A 14,335-nucleotide genomic window follows, 5' to 3' on the forward strand; every position below is an offset into this window, starting at 1 on the left:
GCTAGACCTCCACGCCGCTGATCAGTTCCTCGATCAGCTTCATCTTGTCGGGATCGGGGACCTTGATGGTGTCCGCACTGGAAGCAAGTTCCCGCTCCATGCTGTCGTAAAGTTCATACAATGTGCCGTTCTCGACCGAAAAGGAGAACGCGTCGAAGATGCGGGGATGGCAGGGCATGGTGGCGAGCCGCTCCGAGACACGGTCCTCATAGTAGGTCGCCACCAGGTTGTCCGGGAGTACGAAACGGTAATGGATAAAGGATGAGTCCTTGCCACGCACCAACTCATAGCTGTAGTGCTGCAGCATGGCGTCGGTTTCACTGAAGGCCGTCCCAATGGCGGCGAGTACCGTCTTCAGGTCCTGCTCCGCCAGCCCGTGCCGAGTCAGCGCTTCGGTCACCGCCTCGTAATCGCCCTGGCGCGGGTGACGCACCCCCTCGTGATCCTCCTGCCACTGCGACAGCAATTTCTTCAGTAGCGAAAACCTCCCTGTCAACGGCGCAATGCCGATGGCGGCATTGAGCAGTTTCGGCTCCTGGGGCGCGCGGTCCAGTGCGAGCAGGGCGTACTTGGCAGCATCGTTCCAAAGGCAGGATTTTTCCAGGGCGGAGGCGTAGTACATCAGGGAGAGGTAGGAGTCGGAGTGCTCGATGCCTTGGAGGTACTGGGCGTGCATCGTGGCAATATCGTGTTCAAGGCAGGCGACCAGCCCAAGCAGCACGTGCGCAGAGGCAGGGTCCTTTTTAAGGAGCGTGTGCGCTGTTTTCTTGTATTTGGCCAGCTTCAGCCCCTGGGTAACGTCGCGCCGGGTGAAACTCCCCAGTTCACGTAGGAGTTGGCCGAAATCAGGTTGCTTACGGAAGAACATCGTGTGGCTCAGCTAAGAGCGGTGCCGCAGAACCTGCACGAGGTCTCGCGCCATTTGCTGAATTCGCTGCATTTGGGACATTGCCGGTAGTGGCCCATTACCGGGCGCAGCGGGCGCTGAAAGAGAGTGATCATCACCGTAGGAGCGAAGAGGCCGTTGATCACCAACCACAGCAGCGGGTTGCGTCCCTTGGTGTAGGCGACATAGGCGCCGATGGTTCCCGGCAGGAGGAAAAATACGACGACGAATCCCCATTCCATCATGTTGCTAGGCATGTACGCTCCACAGTTCGGTGTTAAGGGTGGGGTCAGGTTCTCGGTTCGGTCCTGGTGATGGTGCTGCGCACCTCGAGCCCAAGCAGCCCGGCGGCTTCGTGCACCGCGTTCAGGTACCGCTCCTTGAAGTGCGGCAGGGCTTCGGTGGGGTTGCCCTCCTCGTCCCAAGGCAGCGTGGTACGCGACAAAACGATCATGATTTCTTCCAGCGCGTCCCTTTGTTTTCGCAGCTCGCAAATCTCTTGCACAGCTTCGCGCAAAAGCTCAGCAGTGGCCTGGTTATCGGTCGTGGCTGCCTGCAGTTTGTGTAGTATATCGGTCATCGGACGCTCCTCTTGAGTGTTGGCATGGTAGCAGTGAGGCGTATACGAGTCAACAGCCTTTATGGGCTCGATTAGCCGGTACTTTCCATCCCCGTGGTGCCACTGCAGTGCGTTATCGCGGATTTCTTTTAATTGCCAAAGCGCAACAAAGGCTTTATGCTCTCCCCGTTGCAGTCACCATTATTTACACAAAGGATAATCATATGATCAGGTTCGTGACACTGCTTATCGGCTCCGCCCTTACCTCCCTCATTGCTGCCAATGGTTTTGCCGCTGAAACTGCGCCCGCCGCAGTTCCTGCAACGGCACCTGTTGCGGTAGCTGCACCTGTTGCGGCAGCGGTGCCTGTTGCGGTCGCTCCGGTCGCTCCTGCCAAAGACGCTGACGCGTCGGTGGTGAAAATCGCCTACATCGACATGGCCAAGGTCGCGGTAGAATCCCCGGAAGGCAAGGCGGCAGGCGAATCTCTTAAGAAAAAGTCCGAGCATCTGCGCAGCAAGCTGGACGCCAAGACCAAGCAGCTCGAAAAACAGAAGGCCGCCATCGAGGCCAAGCTGCCCACTATGACCCAGAAGGAGCGCGCCGCAAAGGCAGCCGAATTCCAAAAGAAGGTCGAGGAGTACCAGAAACAGGCGCGGGCGAGTGAAATCGAGGTGTCGAAACTGCAGGAGAAGCTGACCAACGAGGTTGGCGGGGTGATCAAGAAGGCGGCCAGCGACTACGCCAAGGCCCACGGGTACCTGTTGGTGGTCGAGGAAAAAGGTGTACTCTTTGCCGACGAAAAAGTGAAGCCCAAGGACATCAGCGAAGAGGTTGCCGCCGAACTCTCCAAGAAAGGCAAGAAGTAGCTATTACTCTTCAGGCCCTGCCACCCTGCCTCTTTACCATTTCGCCGCCTCGGGATTCCCCATGGCGGCGAAACTTTTTCCCGCCTTCCTCCCCGCTTAATCGACGTCAAAAAAATTAACACATTTTAAGACAAATTTACAAATGTTGGTAGACTGTCTCCTTGTTTCTGGGAAGGACCAAATTCCAAGCGGCACAGGGGACAACGATGATGCTACGACTTTGGCATATTTCGCTCAGTCTGGCGCTGGTCATCGCCTGCCGGTACGGGGTTGCGGAAGCGACTCTGGGGGAACCGGCAGACACCATCGCCAGAGACACACGGAAATTTTCCGGCGTACTCCAGAAGTCGACCGCCCGAGCCAAGTATCGGGTCCAATCCATCGCATCGGGAACCACGGCCACCACAGTGCGTGAATACGTCGCGCCTTCCGGCGTTGTCTTCGCGGTAGCATGGAACGGCCTTGTACATCCTGACCTGCATGTGCTGCTGGGGAATTACCACCAGGACTACCGCAAGGCTCTTTCCCGCGCCGTTCGTCAACACGGGCGCCGCGGCGCGAAGGTGACGACGGATAAGTTGGTGGTGGAAACCTGGGGCCACATGCGGAACCTGCAAGGGCGGGCCTATCTTCCCGAACTCCTGCCCGAAGGAGTGAGCGTCGATGAGATACGTTAAGCTATCGGCAGTCCTTACCATGGTGGCAGTGCTCGTTGGGTTGGTGGGGTGCGGCGGCGGAGGGAGCAAGGGACCTGCACTCACCTCGATAACGGTGACCCCTGCCAACACCACGCTCTCCGTCGGTACCACCGAGCGGTTTACCGCCACTGGCACCTATTCCGACAACAGTACGCGGGACATCACCGACCAGGTTACCTGGAACTCCTCCACTGCCGGGATCGCGACGATAAGCAACACAGCCGGGACCAAGGGGACGGTTACCGTTGTGTCAGTAGGTACGACGACGGTAACGGCTACCCTAGGCACTCTGACTGCCAGCACCGCCCTCACCACCACGTCGGAATCGATCACCGCCGCCAATGTCATGCCCGTCACCGTTGATGGGGCGCTCTGCTCGCCGGGAAGCTATCTCAACAAGGCCTGCGTCAGCGTCACCGTCTGCAACCCCGATCTCTCCGTCTGCCAGACCGTGAACGACATCCTGCTCGATACCGGCAGCTATGGTTTGCGCGTGTTCCAGTAGGCGATCCCCAACCTGACCCTGCCGCCAGTAGCCAGCGGCGCCGGCTCACTTACCGGTTGCGTCCAGTTTGCCGACGGAAGTTCGTTATGGGGACCCATCCGTACCGCCAAGGTCAAACTGGGCAACGAACCGTACGTCTCGGTGCCTATCCAGGTCATAAATTCTACCTTCGGCTCGCTCCCCACTTCCTGCGCCAACGCCGATCCTACTCCCGTCTCTTCCGGCTTCGCCGGGATCCTGGGTGTGGGCGTGTCCAAGGAGGATTGCGGACCTGCCTGCACCTTCACCTTGGCCAACGGCGTGTATTTCAGCTGCAGCGGCAGCACCTGCGTTGATACCACTGTCCCGCTTACCGACCAGGTGCAGAACCCGGTTGCGGCGCTCCCAGTGGACAACAACGGTCTCATCGTCAGCCTGCCCCCGGTACCCGTCGGCGGGGTGCCGTCGATCGCAGGATCCGTGATCCTGGGGATCGGCACCAGCACCAACAACACACTGTCGAATCCGGTGGTACTAAAGACTGATGCCGACGGTGACTTCACCACCGTCTTCAACGGCATCTCTGCCAACGGTTTTGCAGACACCGGGTCCAACGGCCTGTTCTTCCCCAACGCCGACCCCAGCATCCTTCCGGCATGCGCCTCACCCAATGCGGAGTGGTACTGCCCTCCGGTGACCAGGACATTGCTGGCGACCAACGTGGGCTCCGGTGGGTCGCCTTCCTCCACGGTGAGCTTCCAGATCTCCAACTTCAACACCCTGGTCAACAGTTCCAACAGCGTTTTCAGCGATGTCGGAGGACAGTCCGGCTTCGGGTTCGACTGGGGGCTCACGTTCTTCATGGGGCGCAGCGTCGCCTTCGGCATCGAAACCGCAACTTCCCCCCTCGGGACTGGTCCCTACGTCGCCTATTGAGCCCACTAGCAGGATTTCGGCATAAAAAAGCACCTTGCTGAATGGCAGGGTGCTTTTTTTTGTGACATAGTATCGACTGTGTTGATTGGAATCAGCATCAACGGGAGGGAGATACTTGTTCAGATCACTACTGCTAGTTGCAACTTTGCTCTTTGCCTCGGCACACGTGCCGTCTTATGCCGCTGCCGCGGCCCACGAGAGTAAGCAGCAAAACGTCGAACATCAGGAAACGCAGAACAAGCTGGCGCCAAGCAGCGGAGCCATGGTAACCAGCCACAAGGCGCGCATCGGCGGCAAGGAACTGTCGTACCAGGCCTGCGCCGGAACGCTGCCGGTGCAAAACGATGCGGGAGAGACCGAAGCAGACATCTTTTACGTCTCCTATGCCGTGCCGCAACCTGCCGCGGCGAAGCCCCGCCCCCTGCTCTTCGTATTCAACGGCGGCCCCGGCGCTGCCTCGGTCTGGCTGCACCTGGGTGCGCTGGGCCCAAGGCGTGTACAGATGATGCCTGACGGGAGCATGCCGCCGCCCCCCTTCCACCTGGTCGATAATGCCTCCAGTTGGCTCGACATGGCAGATCTCGTCTTCGTCGATCCTGTCGGTACCGGCTTCAGCCGCGCCGCGAAGCCTGACCTCGCTAAGAAATTCGCCGCCGTTCAACCCGACATCGATTCGCTAGGGCGTTTCGTCAGGCTCTACCTTACCCGCAACGGGCGCTGGGACGCCCCTGTCTTCCTGGTCGGCGAGAGTTACGGCACCTTCCGCTGCGCCGGCCTCGCTGAGCACCTGGTGGAACACGGCGTGGCACTGAACGGCCTGGTCTTGATCTCCAGCGTTCTCAACATGCAGACCATAACCTTCGATATCGGTAACGACCTCCCCTTCCAGCTTTTCCTGCCCAGTTACACTGCGACGGCCTGGTACCATAAAAAACTCGCACCCGACTTGCAGGCGAATCTCGACCGGACCTTGGCACAGGCGGAACAATGGGCGGCAACGGAATACCTCTGGGCACTCAACCAGGGCGATCGACTGACTGCAGAGCAGCGCAAGAACATAGCTGCAAAAATGGCTGCGTTCACCGGGCTCAGCGCCGAACTGATCGAAAACCGAAACCTCAGGGTGGATAACCGTGATTTCGCAAGGGAGTTGTTGCGCCGCGAAGGGCGCATAGTCGGTTTGATGGACAGCAGGTTCAACGCGGAAAATCCGGAACCGGGCAAACATCTCGGCTTCGATGCGACGGTGACCAACATTCGTCCACCTTTCACCAGCACCGTCAACGCCTACCTGAGAGAGGAACTCGGTTACCAATCCGACCAGGAATATTTCGTGCTCGGAGGCGGTATCGGCCGCTGGGACTGGGAGGCCAAGAACAGTTATGCTGACACCAGCGAGAACCTGCGTGACGCGATGGTCAAGAATCCGTACCTGAAGGTGATGGTTGCCTCGGGCCTCTTCGACCTGGCCACTCCGCATTTCGCTTCGGATCACACTTTGGCGCACCTGGGGCTGGGACCGCAGTTGCGGAGCAACATCTCCTCGAAACGGTACCGTTCCGGGCACATGATGTACTTGGAGGCTGACTCGCTGACCCAGTTAAAGGAAGATGCTGCTGCGTTTATAGGGCAAAGCCTGAAGCATTAGTTTAACTTACTGCCACAGCGCAGTTGCCGCCGGCATCTCGATCCGGTCCTGCTCATCTTTGGGGAGAGTGGCAAAGAAATCAAGCCCTGTCTGCCTTTCCACCTCGCGGACCGGCACCAGGTACTTCGGCATGTCCTCGCTCTCAAGCGCCTGGTTGGGCATGATAAGCGCCAGCGCCTCGTGTCGTACCGGGTCGAGGATGACCTTGTACAGGGCCGACGGCACCGCTACATGGTTGTTGCCGATGGTCTTCAGCGAGCCTTTCGCGTAGATCGGTCCGCTGTAGATGAAAAGTTCCCCGCGCTGCTCCACCCACCTGCGCACCTTCCCTTCCAGTTCCGACCAGATGCCACGGTTCATCCCTTGGCCAGCCTGCGGCACCATGTTGGAAAGGTAGAAACTCTCCGACATTGCCTGTTCGTTCCACGCCATGTCAGCGGCCGGGGCCATGTGTCCCCGGTCATAACCGGATCCACGGTAGTCGGAAAGCTCGGCGCGCTGTCCCTTGGGAAGGTCGAGATCCGGTCGGAAATTGTCCGAGCGCTTCAACTTTGCCTGCAGCCGCTCCCTGGTCAGCCTCTCGACGACCCAAACCGGGGTCTTTTTTTGGGCATCGTGGCTCAGCAGGAATCCCTTGCGGCAGAGCAGGTCACCGGCTTGCCCTGGGACCCCATAGGTGGTGAATTCCTGACACTCTTCGAGAGCGCCGCCAAAGGCGGAGGTCGACGATATGAGGATAAGAAATACGAACTGGAGGAAGTAGCTACGAGGCATGGCACCGCCGCAATGTCCCCGCTTGGGGGAAGGTTGATTTGGCGGCAGTTTAGCAGGAGCACGCGGCCCGGTGCAACGGTCTTCATTACTTAAAGCAGGTCCCGCTCCGTCTCAACGTTGTTAAGGTCCAACTTGGTGTTCAGTTCGCGCACATACTGCGGCTCATCCTGTACCGTGCTGTCGTCCTTGAATTCCAGCAGAAGTTTCAAGAGATAGCAGAATAGCCCAAGTCCCAGGCAAGGAAGCACCCCTCCCAGCACCAGCATAAACCCTGAATATTCCACGCTGACCTCCTTCGCCAGGATCTTCAGATTTCAGCGGGAACAAATATATATTAGTGTAAATTAATGTCAAGCGAGTGAATCATTAATGTACTGCATATACGGTGGCATGAGTTGCAGGTGGGGAGAATTGCGCAATGTGTGAAAAAAAAGTAAGCGTGCTGTTTACAGGATGCAATTGTCGTTTATTATAGACATGATGAAGACGTTCTAATGCCTTGGACGAGGTACGACTGACAATGCACGAGGGATTCCACTCAGAACACAGCCTACGAGCTGCAGCAGAGACTTTCCATCGGACCGGCATGATCGAGCAAATTGCAGAGGTTAAGGCAAAGCTGATTCACAATGTCAGGCGCAATTCCAAGAGATATGGCGCACTGACATCCTCCCGCATCCTTACTGTACTGGCCCAAGGGCTGCCAGGCGAACTGCAACATGGAGTGCTGGAAGCAATCTCAACAGGTGCGCTGGCCAGTGACATACGGACTTTGGTGATCCCGTCCGGCCAGTTGTTTCTCTATTCCCAGGACTACATGAGCAGTGAAGACGCCGCCGCTAAGGGCAAACTCGAAGAAGTGAAGCACGCCATGGCGGAAAAGATTCGCAGAGATTCCAGGGTGCTGACCGCCCTCACCCCGCTCAACAGCATGTTCGCACTGCTCCCCGAGATCAAGCCGGTCAAGATCTGCTCCCTGCTCAACGAGATGCAGACCCAGGTCCAATACCGGGACATCAAGACTGTCTCCGCCTTCAGCGGTGAACTGTATCTCTATTGTGACGCCCACATCACCGAGAAATACGCCGGGCTGCTGGTCCGCTCAGCCGTTACCGATGCCTGCAGCACCATCGTGGACACGGTACGGGAAGAATCACGCATCTATCCGAGGCCGACCAGGGTGAGCCTTTTCACCAGCCATGTTTACGGCATCCCTGCCGCAACCCTGCACCCCTGCATTGTCAGGGTGCTCAACTCGCCGCAATACGCGGACATCCGCAAGCTGGTCCACCCGGAAACCGAGGCCGAATACCTCTATTCGACGCTGCACATGAACGAGGAACACGCCTATTCGCTTATGAAGTGGATAGAGGAAGAAAGGCCGGTTGGAGGGAGAGCGCTACCACTTCCGCAATGTCCCTGACCTGGGTGGTACTCCCGGGTACCTCCTTTATGCCGTCCTCAAACATGGTCATGCAGAAGGGGCAGCTGACGCAGACCGTCTCAGGTTGTTGCGCCAGCGCCTCCTGTACCCGGTTACAGTTGATTGGTGTCCCTTCGTGCTCCTCGAGCCACATGCGCCCTCCTCCGGCCCCGCAGCAGAATGCGTTTTCCCTGGTGCGCCCCATCTCCAGAACCTCCCGGCCGGTAGCCGCCCTCAAAACATCGCGCGGGGCCTCATAGACCTCGTTATGCCGGCCCAGGTAGCAGGAATCGTGAAAGACTACCCGCCCAAACTTGGCGCTTGCGGCTGGTTGAAGCTTGCCTGCCTTGATGAGATCATTGATCAGTTCGCTGTGGTGTGTCACCTCCAGTTCCAGCCCGTACTGTCGGTAGTCGTTCTTCAGCGTCGTGAAGCAGTGCGGACACTGGGTAATCACCTTGGTGACCCCTTTGGACAGGAACTGCTGCACGGTCTCCTTGGCCATCTTGTCAAAGAGGTACTCATTCCCCAGGCGCCGCACGCTATCTCCACAGCACTTTTCCTCCTTGCCCAGCACCCCATAGGAGACCCCCGCGGCGTCCAGCACGCGGGTCAGCGCCACTGAAACCTGTTTGTTACGCGCATCGAAGGCACCGGAACAGCCCACGAAGAGCAGGTATTCGGTGCTCCCGACCTCAAAAAGGCGCAGGTCCAGCTGAGAACTCCACTTGCTCCGTTCCGACGGCGCCATGCCCCAGGGATTGGAGCGTTGCTCCATGTTCTCGAAGAGGTTCAGGAGCTCGTCCGGGAACCGGGCGTCCATCTGCACCAAGTGCCGTCGCATCTTGACGATCTTGGGGAGGTGCTCGATGAATACTGGGCAGACTTCCATGCAGGCGCCGCACGAGGTGCAGCTCCACAGGGCGGCTTCCTTCATCTTTCCCCTGTTCCCGCTGCCGATCAGGGAGGTATGGCCCTCCGCCTCGATGTCCCCGGAAAGCTTTTTCATCACCGCGCCATTTTCGAGCAGGTTTTCCTTGATGGCATGGATCATTTCGCGCGGGTTAAGCAGCTTTCCGGTGCTGGCAGCGGGACAAGACTGCTGACAGCGACCACACTCGGTGCAGGAAAAGGAATCGAGCAGGTCTTTCCATGAAAGACGCTCTACCGTGGCGACCCCAAAGCTGTTACCTTCCAGGAAGGTCTCGCGCTCCTGCGTATTGCACTTGTCCATGTTGCGCAAGAAGACGTTAGGTGTAGCGGTAAGTATGTGCATATGCTTGCTGTAGGGGAGGAAGTTCATGAATCCCAGCAGCACCACGGCGTGAGCCCACCAGAAGACGCTGCCCGCCGTCTCCAGTTTCGCTGTTGGGAGTATGGTTTTGATGAAAGCAGCGACAAGGTTAGACAGTGGTGTGGCTGATGTCGCCGGCAACATCCCCTGCGCGATACGCACTCCGTTCAACCCGAAGTACGCCAACATCAGGGTCGCGATCACAGCGAGGATACAATAAGCCTCAAAGGAGCGGGCCCCATTGAAAGGCGGGTTCACCGTGCGACGCAATGCTGCGATTGCTACCGCCATAAGAGTTGCCAGGGAGCAGATGTCGAACAGAAAGAGCAGCGCGTCGTGCAAGGGGGCCGGGAGCAGCGTGAAAGAAACCGCCGGAAAGATCCCGGAGACCAGGAACTCCAGGTTGGCCAGGGACAGCACGAGGAAGGCCCAGAAGATGATGCCGTGGTTCAGGCCAAAAGGACGGCTTACCACCCTCTTCTGCCCGACGGCGTAGATGAGCATCTCCTTGAGCCGGTCCAGTGGGCGGTCGAAGCGGTACTCGCCTCTGCCTACGCTGACCAGTGACAGCCTGCGGTAGCAGCTGAAGGCAAATCCAGCAAGGGAGATGGTCAGTATGGCAATGAAAAATGTCTGTTCCATGTAAGCTCCATTAACGCGGCGAGGCGGACAGAGTCCCTGGCTTTGAAGTCCCCCTTTGCAAAGGGGGAAACTCTGGTTCGCGAATAGCGCTTCGTTGGCGGTATACGTCGTGGCGCGTAACTTGTTTGAAGATCGGAGAAGGTCTTTCTTTAGGTAGTTCCGCGGGCCTTCATCTCACGCACCTGCGCGGTGAGTGCCGGTACGACCTGGAACAGGTCACCGACGATGCCGAAGGTCGCTACCTCGAAGATGGGTGCCTCGGGGTCGCGGTTGATGGCAATGATGACGTCGGAGTCCTGCATTCCCACCAAATGCTGGATCGCGCCGGATATGCCGCAGGCGATGTAGATCTTGGGACGCACCGTCTTTCCGGTCTGCCCGACTTGCCGGTCCTGTGGCAGCCACCCCGCGTCAACCGCGCTGCGCGACCCGCCCACTACAGCTCCCAACTCCTCGGCCAGCTCCTCCAGCATGGCAAAGTTTTCCTTTGCCAGTAGCCCGCGCCCACCAGAGACGATGAACTCGGCACCGGCGACGTCCACCTTGTCCTTGGCGCTCTTGTCGGTGATCACCTCGAGCACGCGCGTGAAGATGGATGCTTCGGGAATGGGACAGCTTTCGTGGATGACGGTGCCGGTCCTGCCACTTTTCTGCTGCGGCATGGGCATCACGTGCGGGCGCACCGTCGCCATCTGTGGACGGAACCGGTCGCACATGATGGTGGCCATGATGTTGCCGCCAAATGCGGGTCGCGTCTGCATGAGGTTCCCCTTGGCGTCAATACCCAGACCGGTGCAGTCCGCAGTGAGGCCCGTCTTGACCCGGGTCGCGACGGCGCCGGCCAAGTCGCGACCCATGCCCGACGCGCCCATCAGCACCACCTCCGGCTTGTGCTGGTTGATCAGTTGGCACATCGCTTCGAGGAAAGGCTCGGTTCGATACTGGCGGAATACCGGGTCGTTGACCAGGTACGCCTGGTCGGCGCCGTAGCTGAACGCAAGGTCGGCGAGGTGTTCAACACCACTACCGATGATCACCGCCGACAGAGGCACCCCGAGCTGGTCGGCAAGTTCGCGGCCCGCACCGGTCAGTTCCCAGGAAACCTTGGCTGCATCGCCGTCATTCTGTTCAATGAATACCCAGACGCCTTTATATGCAGCTATCTTGCGGCGGCGTTCGAGATCTTCCTCGTCCACCTCTTCGCAGCCGTGTTTCTCAAAACTCGCAATGATGGTTAGTTTCTCAGGGGTGTAGAACATCTCAAGAGCGCCAGCCGGACAGGCTTTGACGCACTTATCGCAGCCAATGCATTTTTCCGCCTCGATGATCGGTTCGCCCTGCTCGCTCATCTCCACGCCGTTAACCGGGCAGACGCTTTGGCAGCGCGCTCCGCAGGCGATGCATTTGCCTGCTATGATCCGCGCCTTGCCGCGGGGTTTCTTTTGCTTCACTGGTTCAGTCACGAAGGCACCTGTTTTTTTGGGGGGGGGAAGAGTTGATTGGCTAAACTGCCAGCATGTCGCCGTCGATCAACCGGTCGAGCAATTGCCGCGCAGCACCCAGCGGGTCAGTGATGCCGTCGCCGATGATTTCGCCTTCCTTGCGTTCCGGGGAGAATATCCGGCTCACCCATGTCGGTGACCCTTTCAACCCGATGCTGTTCACATCCAACTGCAAGTGCTCATTGCTCCAGCATTCCACCTGTGCCTTGGCAGAGGATAGCCGCATGGGCACCGTCGGGTACCGAGGGCGGTTCAACTCGCGCACCACGGTGATCATCGCCGGCAGCCGCGCCTCGACAATCTCGTAGCGTCCCTCCAGCTTGCGGCGCACTATGATGGTCTTTTGCGCAATGTCGATCTTTTCGATCCGGTCTACCAGCGTTAACTGGGAAAACCCCAGGCGAACAGCGATTCCTGGTCCCACCTGGGCGGTGTCGCCGTCTATGGTCTGCTTGCCGCAGAAAACGATGCCTACCTGCTCCTGCTCGCCAAGTTTTTGGATAGCTGCTGCAAGCACATTACTGGTGGACAGCGTGTCGGCACCGCCGAAAACACGATCGGAAAGGAGGATGCTGCGGTCCACCCCCAAGGCCAGCGCCTTCCTCAACGTCGCCTCCGCATTAGGTGGGCCCATGGAGAGGGCAACCGCCGTGAAGCCATGACTGTCCTTAAGGCGCAGGCTTTCCTCCAGTGCGTGGCTGTCATAGGGATTTATGATGAACGGTATGCCATCCCTGATGAGAGTATTTGTGACGGGATCTATTTGCACCTGGGTGGTGTCCGGAACCTGCTTTATGCAGGCGACGACTAACATGCGCCCTCCTTGTAGGGACAACCAGAAGCTACTTACCGGCGTATCGCTTTACTGTTTTACCTGCTGACGGTTGCGTCATCCCATGCTGCCCATGCTTGCCAGTGCAAATACCTTCTGCGGCACATATTTTGGCTTGGCGCCAAGGTACATGAGGGTGTTACCCCCCCTTATCGAAAATCCATTGCGGGTGAGTAAAGCTGCTGCTGTCACGTTGCCAGCAGGAACATCGAGGAACACCGATTTGCCAGCTGCAGCCAAGGCAAGACCGAGAAGCGGTGCAGCCTGTCCTTCCAAGAGAGCCCCCCACGGTCCGAGTTGCGTCCCCTGTGGCCAATGTTGAATGCAGACGAACGAGTAATTGCCGCAGATGACGTGCCCGCGGCCGCTGGTGATGGTCAAAAGGGAGTCTCTGCTGTCGCCCCACCCGGCGCTGTCCACGTGACGTAACATTTCCGGGTCCCACCTTGGAGAAGTACGCCAGCCAGACCTGCCACCCCCCTCCCCTACCCAACGGTTGATGTTGTCGATAGCGATGAAGCCGAGCTTCTTGTACAATTCCACTCCTTTTTCCGAAGCCGTCAGCCAGACAGTCTTGACACCGCCATCGAGCAGCGCATGCAAGGCACCTTGCATCAACTCGGTGCCGATGCCACCTCTACGCGCCTGTGGCGCGACAAGCAGGTTGCCGACCCAGCCGCTTTTGTCATGGCGTAGCGAGGTGATGTAGCCCACGGTCTCATTGCCGTCGCGCTTTACCAGGCAGCCTTGTGGGAAGGTCTGCAGCAGGAATTCCAGTTCCCATTTCCCGCACACCCACCCTTCAGCCTTGGCCAACCGGAGGAACGGCTCAATATCTGAGCGGAGGAACCAGCTGGCCATGTCAGTCTTTCGTTGCCACGGCCAGCTGCAAGTTCTCACCGATCAAGCCAACCGCGTCAGCGCGGCACTGCTTGCAATGCTTGAACTGCCCTATCGTCTTCTCGTTGTCGCGACGCAAGGCATCCAGTCGCTCCGTGGAAGGCGGCGCGATGTGGGCGAAGTCCGCCTGCGGGATGAGCGGCATTATGTTCATCACGAAAGCGCCTAGCTCCTTCACCTGCTTAGAGATAAGCGGAATCTGTGCATCGTTGACTCCGGGGATCAGCACCGTGTTGATCTTGATGGTCATGCCCAGCTCCGCTGCCTGGCGGATCCCCTCGAGCTGGTTGCGCACCAGGATCTCGCCTGCTTCGCTGCCGCTGTACGTCGTGCCATGGTAGTGCACGTACGAGTAGATCTTGCCACCGATGACCGGGTCCAACGTGTTCAAGGTGACCGTGAGGCTGTGCAGCCCCAGCGCCTTGAGGATCGGCATCTTGTCCGGCAGCAGGAGGCCGTTGGTGCTCATGCACTTGATCAGTTCCGGAAACTCACGGTCAACCAGATGGAAGGTCTCGAAGGTCTCGTCGTTGAAAAGAGGATCACCTGGGCCGGCAATGCCGATGACCTTGATAATGGGGCCGGTGACGGGGCTCACCATCACCTCCCGCACCCTGACGATCGCCTCCTCGGGCGAGAGCAGGCGGCTGGTAACGCCGGGCCGTGATTCGTTGGCGCAATCGTGGCGCCTGGTGCAGTAGCCGCACTTGATGTTGCACTTCGGTGCCACGGCAAGATGCATCCTGCCGTTTTTGTGGTGATTGCCACCGAAGCAGGGATGCCCCTGGATCTTCTTCATCTTTTCGCACGAGGTTGCCATGGTATCCTCCTTGACCCGTTCAGGCCTGGCCTGAAAAAGGAAATGCCCGGTCGGAGTTCTATCCGCCG

General features: G+C 58.6%; 14 protein-coding genes and 1 pseudogene. 5 read left to right on the top strand and 10 right to left on the bottom strand.

All coding sequences use genetic code 11. The features are described 5' to 3' along the window. Position 1: 1 nt before the first annotated feature. From K7R21_RS05805 to K7R21_RS05815, 3 genes are read right to left on the bottom strand one after another with little or no spacing between them, the layout of a single operon-like run. The gene (locus K7R21_RS05805) at positions 2 to 868 is read right to left on the bottom strand and encodes a hypothetical protein (RefSeq protein WP_224982333.1); all 867 of its coding nucleotides are present in this window, start codon (positions 866 to 868) and stop codon (positions 2 to 4) included. A gap of 8 nt (positions 869 to 876) precedes the next feature. Next, positions 877 to 1,143, bottom strand: coding sequence for a hypothetical protein (locus K7R21_RS05810; RefSeq protein ID WP_224982334.1), 267 nt, complete (start codon positions 1,141 to 1,143; stop codon positions 877 to 879). Between the two features lie 32 nt (positions 1,144 to 1,175). Next, the gene (locus K7R21_RS05815) at positions 1,176 to 1,466 is read right to left on the bottom strand and encodes a hypothetical protein (RefSeq protein WP_224982335.1); all 291 of its coding nucleotides are present in this window, start codon (positions 1,464 to 1,466) and stop codon (positions 1,176 to 1,178) included. 203 nt (positions 1,467 to 1,669) lie between these two features. On the opposite strand from K7R21_RS05815, the gene K7R21_RS05820 reads away from it, so the two are divergent. From K7R21_RS05820 to K7R21_RS05835, 4 genes and pseudogenes are all read left to right on the top strand, one after another. Next, positions 1,670 to 2,314: an OmpH family outer membrane protein gene (locus tag K7R21_RS05820; RefSeq protein ID WP_224982336.1), complete on the top strand. Its 645-nt coding sequence runs from the start codon at positions 1,670 to 1,672 to the stop codon at positions 2,312 to 2,314. 206 nt (positions 2,315 to 2,520) lie between these two features. After that, the gene (locus K7R21_RS05825) at positions 2,521 to 2,991 is read left to right on the top strand and encodes a DUF2844 domain-containing protein (protein WP_224982337.1); all 471 of its coding nucleotides are present in this window, start codon (positions 2,521 to 2,523) and stop codon (positions 2,989 to 2,991) included. 19 nt (positions 2,992 to 3,010) lie between these two features. Next, positions 3,011 to 4,432, top strand: a pseudogene (locus K7R21_RS05830) (DUF3443 family protein). Positions 4,433 to 4,547: 115 nt separating this feature from the next. Then, positions 4,548 to 6,080, top strand: coding sequence for a S10 family peptidase (locus tag K7R21_RS05835; protein ID WP_224982338.1), 1,533 nt, complete (start codon positions 4,548 to 4,550; stop codon positions 6,078 to 6,080). Positions 6,081 to 6,086: 6 nt separating this feature from the next. Here the strand turns inward: K7R21_RS05835 and K7R21_RS05840 are convergent, their stop codons facing one another. Together K7R21_RS05840 and K7R21_RS05845 are read right to left on the bottom strand one after the other, a co-directional pair. Further along, positions 6,087 to 6,854 carry a DNA/RNA non-specific endonuclease gene (locus K7R21_RS05840; RefSeq protein ID WP_224982339.1) on the bottom strand — a complete coding sequence of 256 codons (768 nt, stop codon included), beginning with the start codon at positions 6,852 to 6,854 and terminating at the stop codon, positions 6,087 to 6,089. Positions 6,855 to 6,943: 89 nt separating this feature from the next. Then, positions 6,944 to 7,138 carry a hypothetical protein gene (locus K7R21_RS05845; RefSeq protein ID WP_224982340.1) on the bottom strand — a complete coding sequence of 65 codons (195 nt, stop codon included), beginning with the start codon at positions 7,136 to 7,138 and terminating at the stop codon, positions 6,944 to 6,946. Positions 7,139 to 7,440: 302 nt separating this feature from the next. Between K7R21_RS05845 and K7R21_RS05850 the strand changes: the two genes are divergently transcribed. Then, complete coding sequence (locus K7R21_RS05850) at positions 7,441 to 8,277, top strand: hypothetical protein (RefSeq protein ID WP_224982341.1); 837 nt, start codon at positions 7,441 to 7,443, stop codon at positions 8,275 to 8,277. Here the strand turns inward: K7R21_RS05850 and K7R21_RS05855 are convergent. The 5 genes from K7R21_RS05855 to K7R21_RS05875 all read right to left on the bottom strand — a co-directional run bounded on the left by K7R21_RS05855 (position 8,210) and on the right by K7R21_RS05875 (position 14,267). Further along, on the bottom strand, positions 8,210 to 10,213 hold the full coding sequence (locus K7R21_RS05855) for a (Fe-S)-binding protein (RefSeq protein WP_224982342.1): 2,004 nt from the start codon (positions 10,211 to 10,213) through the stop codon (positions 8,210 to 8,212). The two genes, K7R21_RS05850 and K7R21_RS05855, sit on opposite strands and share 68 nt — an antisense overlap. A gap of 149 nt (positions 10,214 to 10,362) precedes the next feature. Next, positions 10,363 to 11,676 (bottom strand): FAD-binding protein, encoded by a 1,314-nt coding sequence (locus K7R21_RS05860; RefSeq protein ID WP_224982343.1) that lies wholly within the window; start codon positions 11,674 to 11,676, stop codon positions 10,363 to 10,365. A 40-nt stretch (positions 11,677 to 11,716) separates the two neighbouring features. Continuing rightward, the gene (locus K7R21_RS05865; RefSeq protein ID WP_224982344.1) at positions 11,717 to 12,529 is read right to left on the bottom strand and encodes an electron transfer flavoprotein subunit beta/FixA family protein; all 813 of its coding nucleotides are present in this window, start codon (positions 12,527 to 12,529) and stop codon (positions 11,717 to 11,719) included. Between the two features lie 75 nt (positions 12,530 to 12,604). After that, a complete protein-coding gene (locus K7R21_RS05870; protein ID WP_224982345.1) occupies positions 12,605 to 13,408 on the bottom strand; it encodes a GNAT family N-acetyltransferase in 804 nt (267 codons plus the stop codon). Between the two features lies 1 nt (position 13,409). Next, positions 13,410 to 14,267 (bottom strand): radical SAM protein, encoded by an 858-nt coding sequence (locus tag K7R21_RS05875; RefSeq protein ID WP_224982346.1) that lies wholly within the window; start codon positions 14,265 to 14,267, stop codon positions 13,410 to 13,412. Between the last annotated feature and the right edge of the window lie 68 nt (positions 14,268 to 14,335).

The organism is Geomonas agri (genome assembly GCF_020179605.1).
GTDB classification, from domain to species: Bacteria; Desulfobacterota; Desulfuromonadia; order Geobacterales; family Geobacteraceae; genus Geomonas; species Geomonas agri.

Bases quoted from the DNA above. Each gene is read 5' to 3' on its own strand.
- K7R21_RS05810 (WP_224982334.1), bottom strand. From the start codon at position 1,143: ATGCCTAGCAACATGATGGAATGGGGATTCGTCGTCGTATTTTTCCTC.
- K7R21_RS05825 (WP_224982337.1), top strand. From the start codon at position 2,521: ATGATGCTACGACTTTGGCATATTTCGCTCAGTCTGGCGCTGGTCATC.
- K7R21_RS05805 (WP_224982333.1), bottom strand. From the start codon at position 868: ATGTTCTTCCGTAAGCAACCTGATTTCGGCCAACTCCTACGTGAACTG.
- K7R21_RS05850 (WP_224982341.1), top strand. From the start codon at position 7,441: ATGATCGAGCAAATTGCAGAGGTTAAGGCAAAGCTGATTCACAATGTC.
- K7R21_RS05820 (WP_224982336.1), top strand. From the start codon at position 1,670: ATGATCAGGTTCGTGACACTGCTTATCGGCTCCGCCCTTACCTCCCTC.
- K7R21_RS05815 (WP_224982335.1), bottom strand. From the start codon at position 1,466: ATGACCGATATACTACACAAACTGCAGGCAGCCACGACCGATAACCAG.
- K7R21_RS05870 (WP_224982345.1), bottom strand. From the start codon at position 13,408: ATGGCCAGCTGGTTCCTCCGCTCAGATATTGAGCCGTTCCTCCGGTTG.
- K7R21_RS05855 (WP_224982342.1), bottom strand. From the start codon at position 10,213: ATGGAACAGACATTTTTCATTGCCATACTGACCATCTCCCTTGCTGGA.
- K7R21_RS05865 (WP_224982344.1), bottom strand. From the start codon at position 12,529: ATGTTAGTCGTCGCCTGCATAAAGCAGGTTCCGGACACCACCCAGGTG.
- K7R21_RS05875 (WP_224982346.1), bottom strand. From the start codon at position 14,267: ATGGCAACCTCGTGCGAAAAGATGAAGAAGATCCAGGGGCATCCCTGC.
- K7R21_RS05840 (WP_224982339.1), bottom strand. From the start codon at position 6,854: ATGCCTCGTAGCTACTTCCTCCAGTTCGTATTTCTTATCCTCATATCG.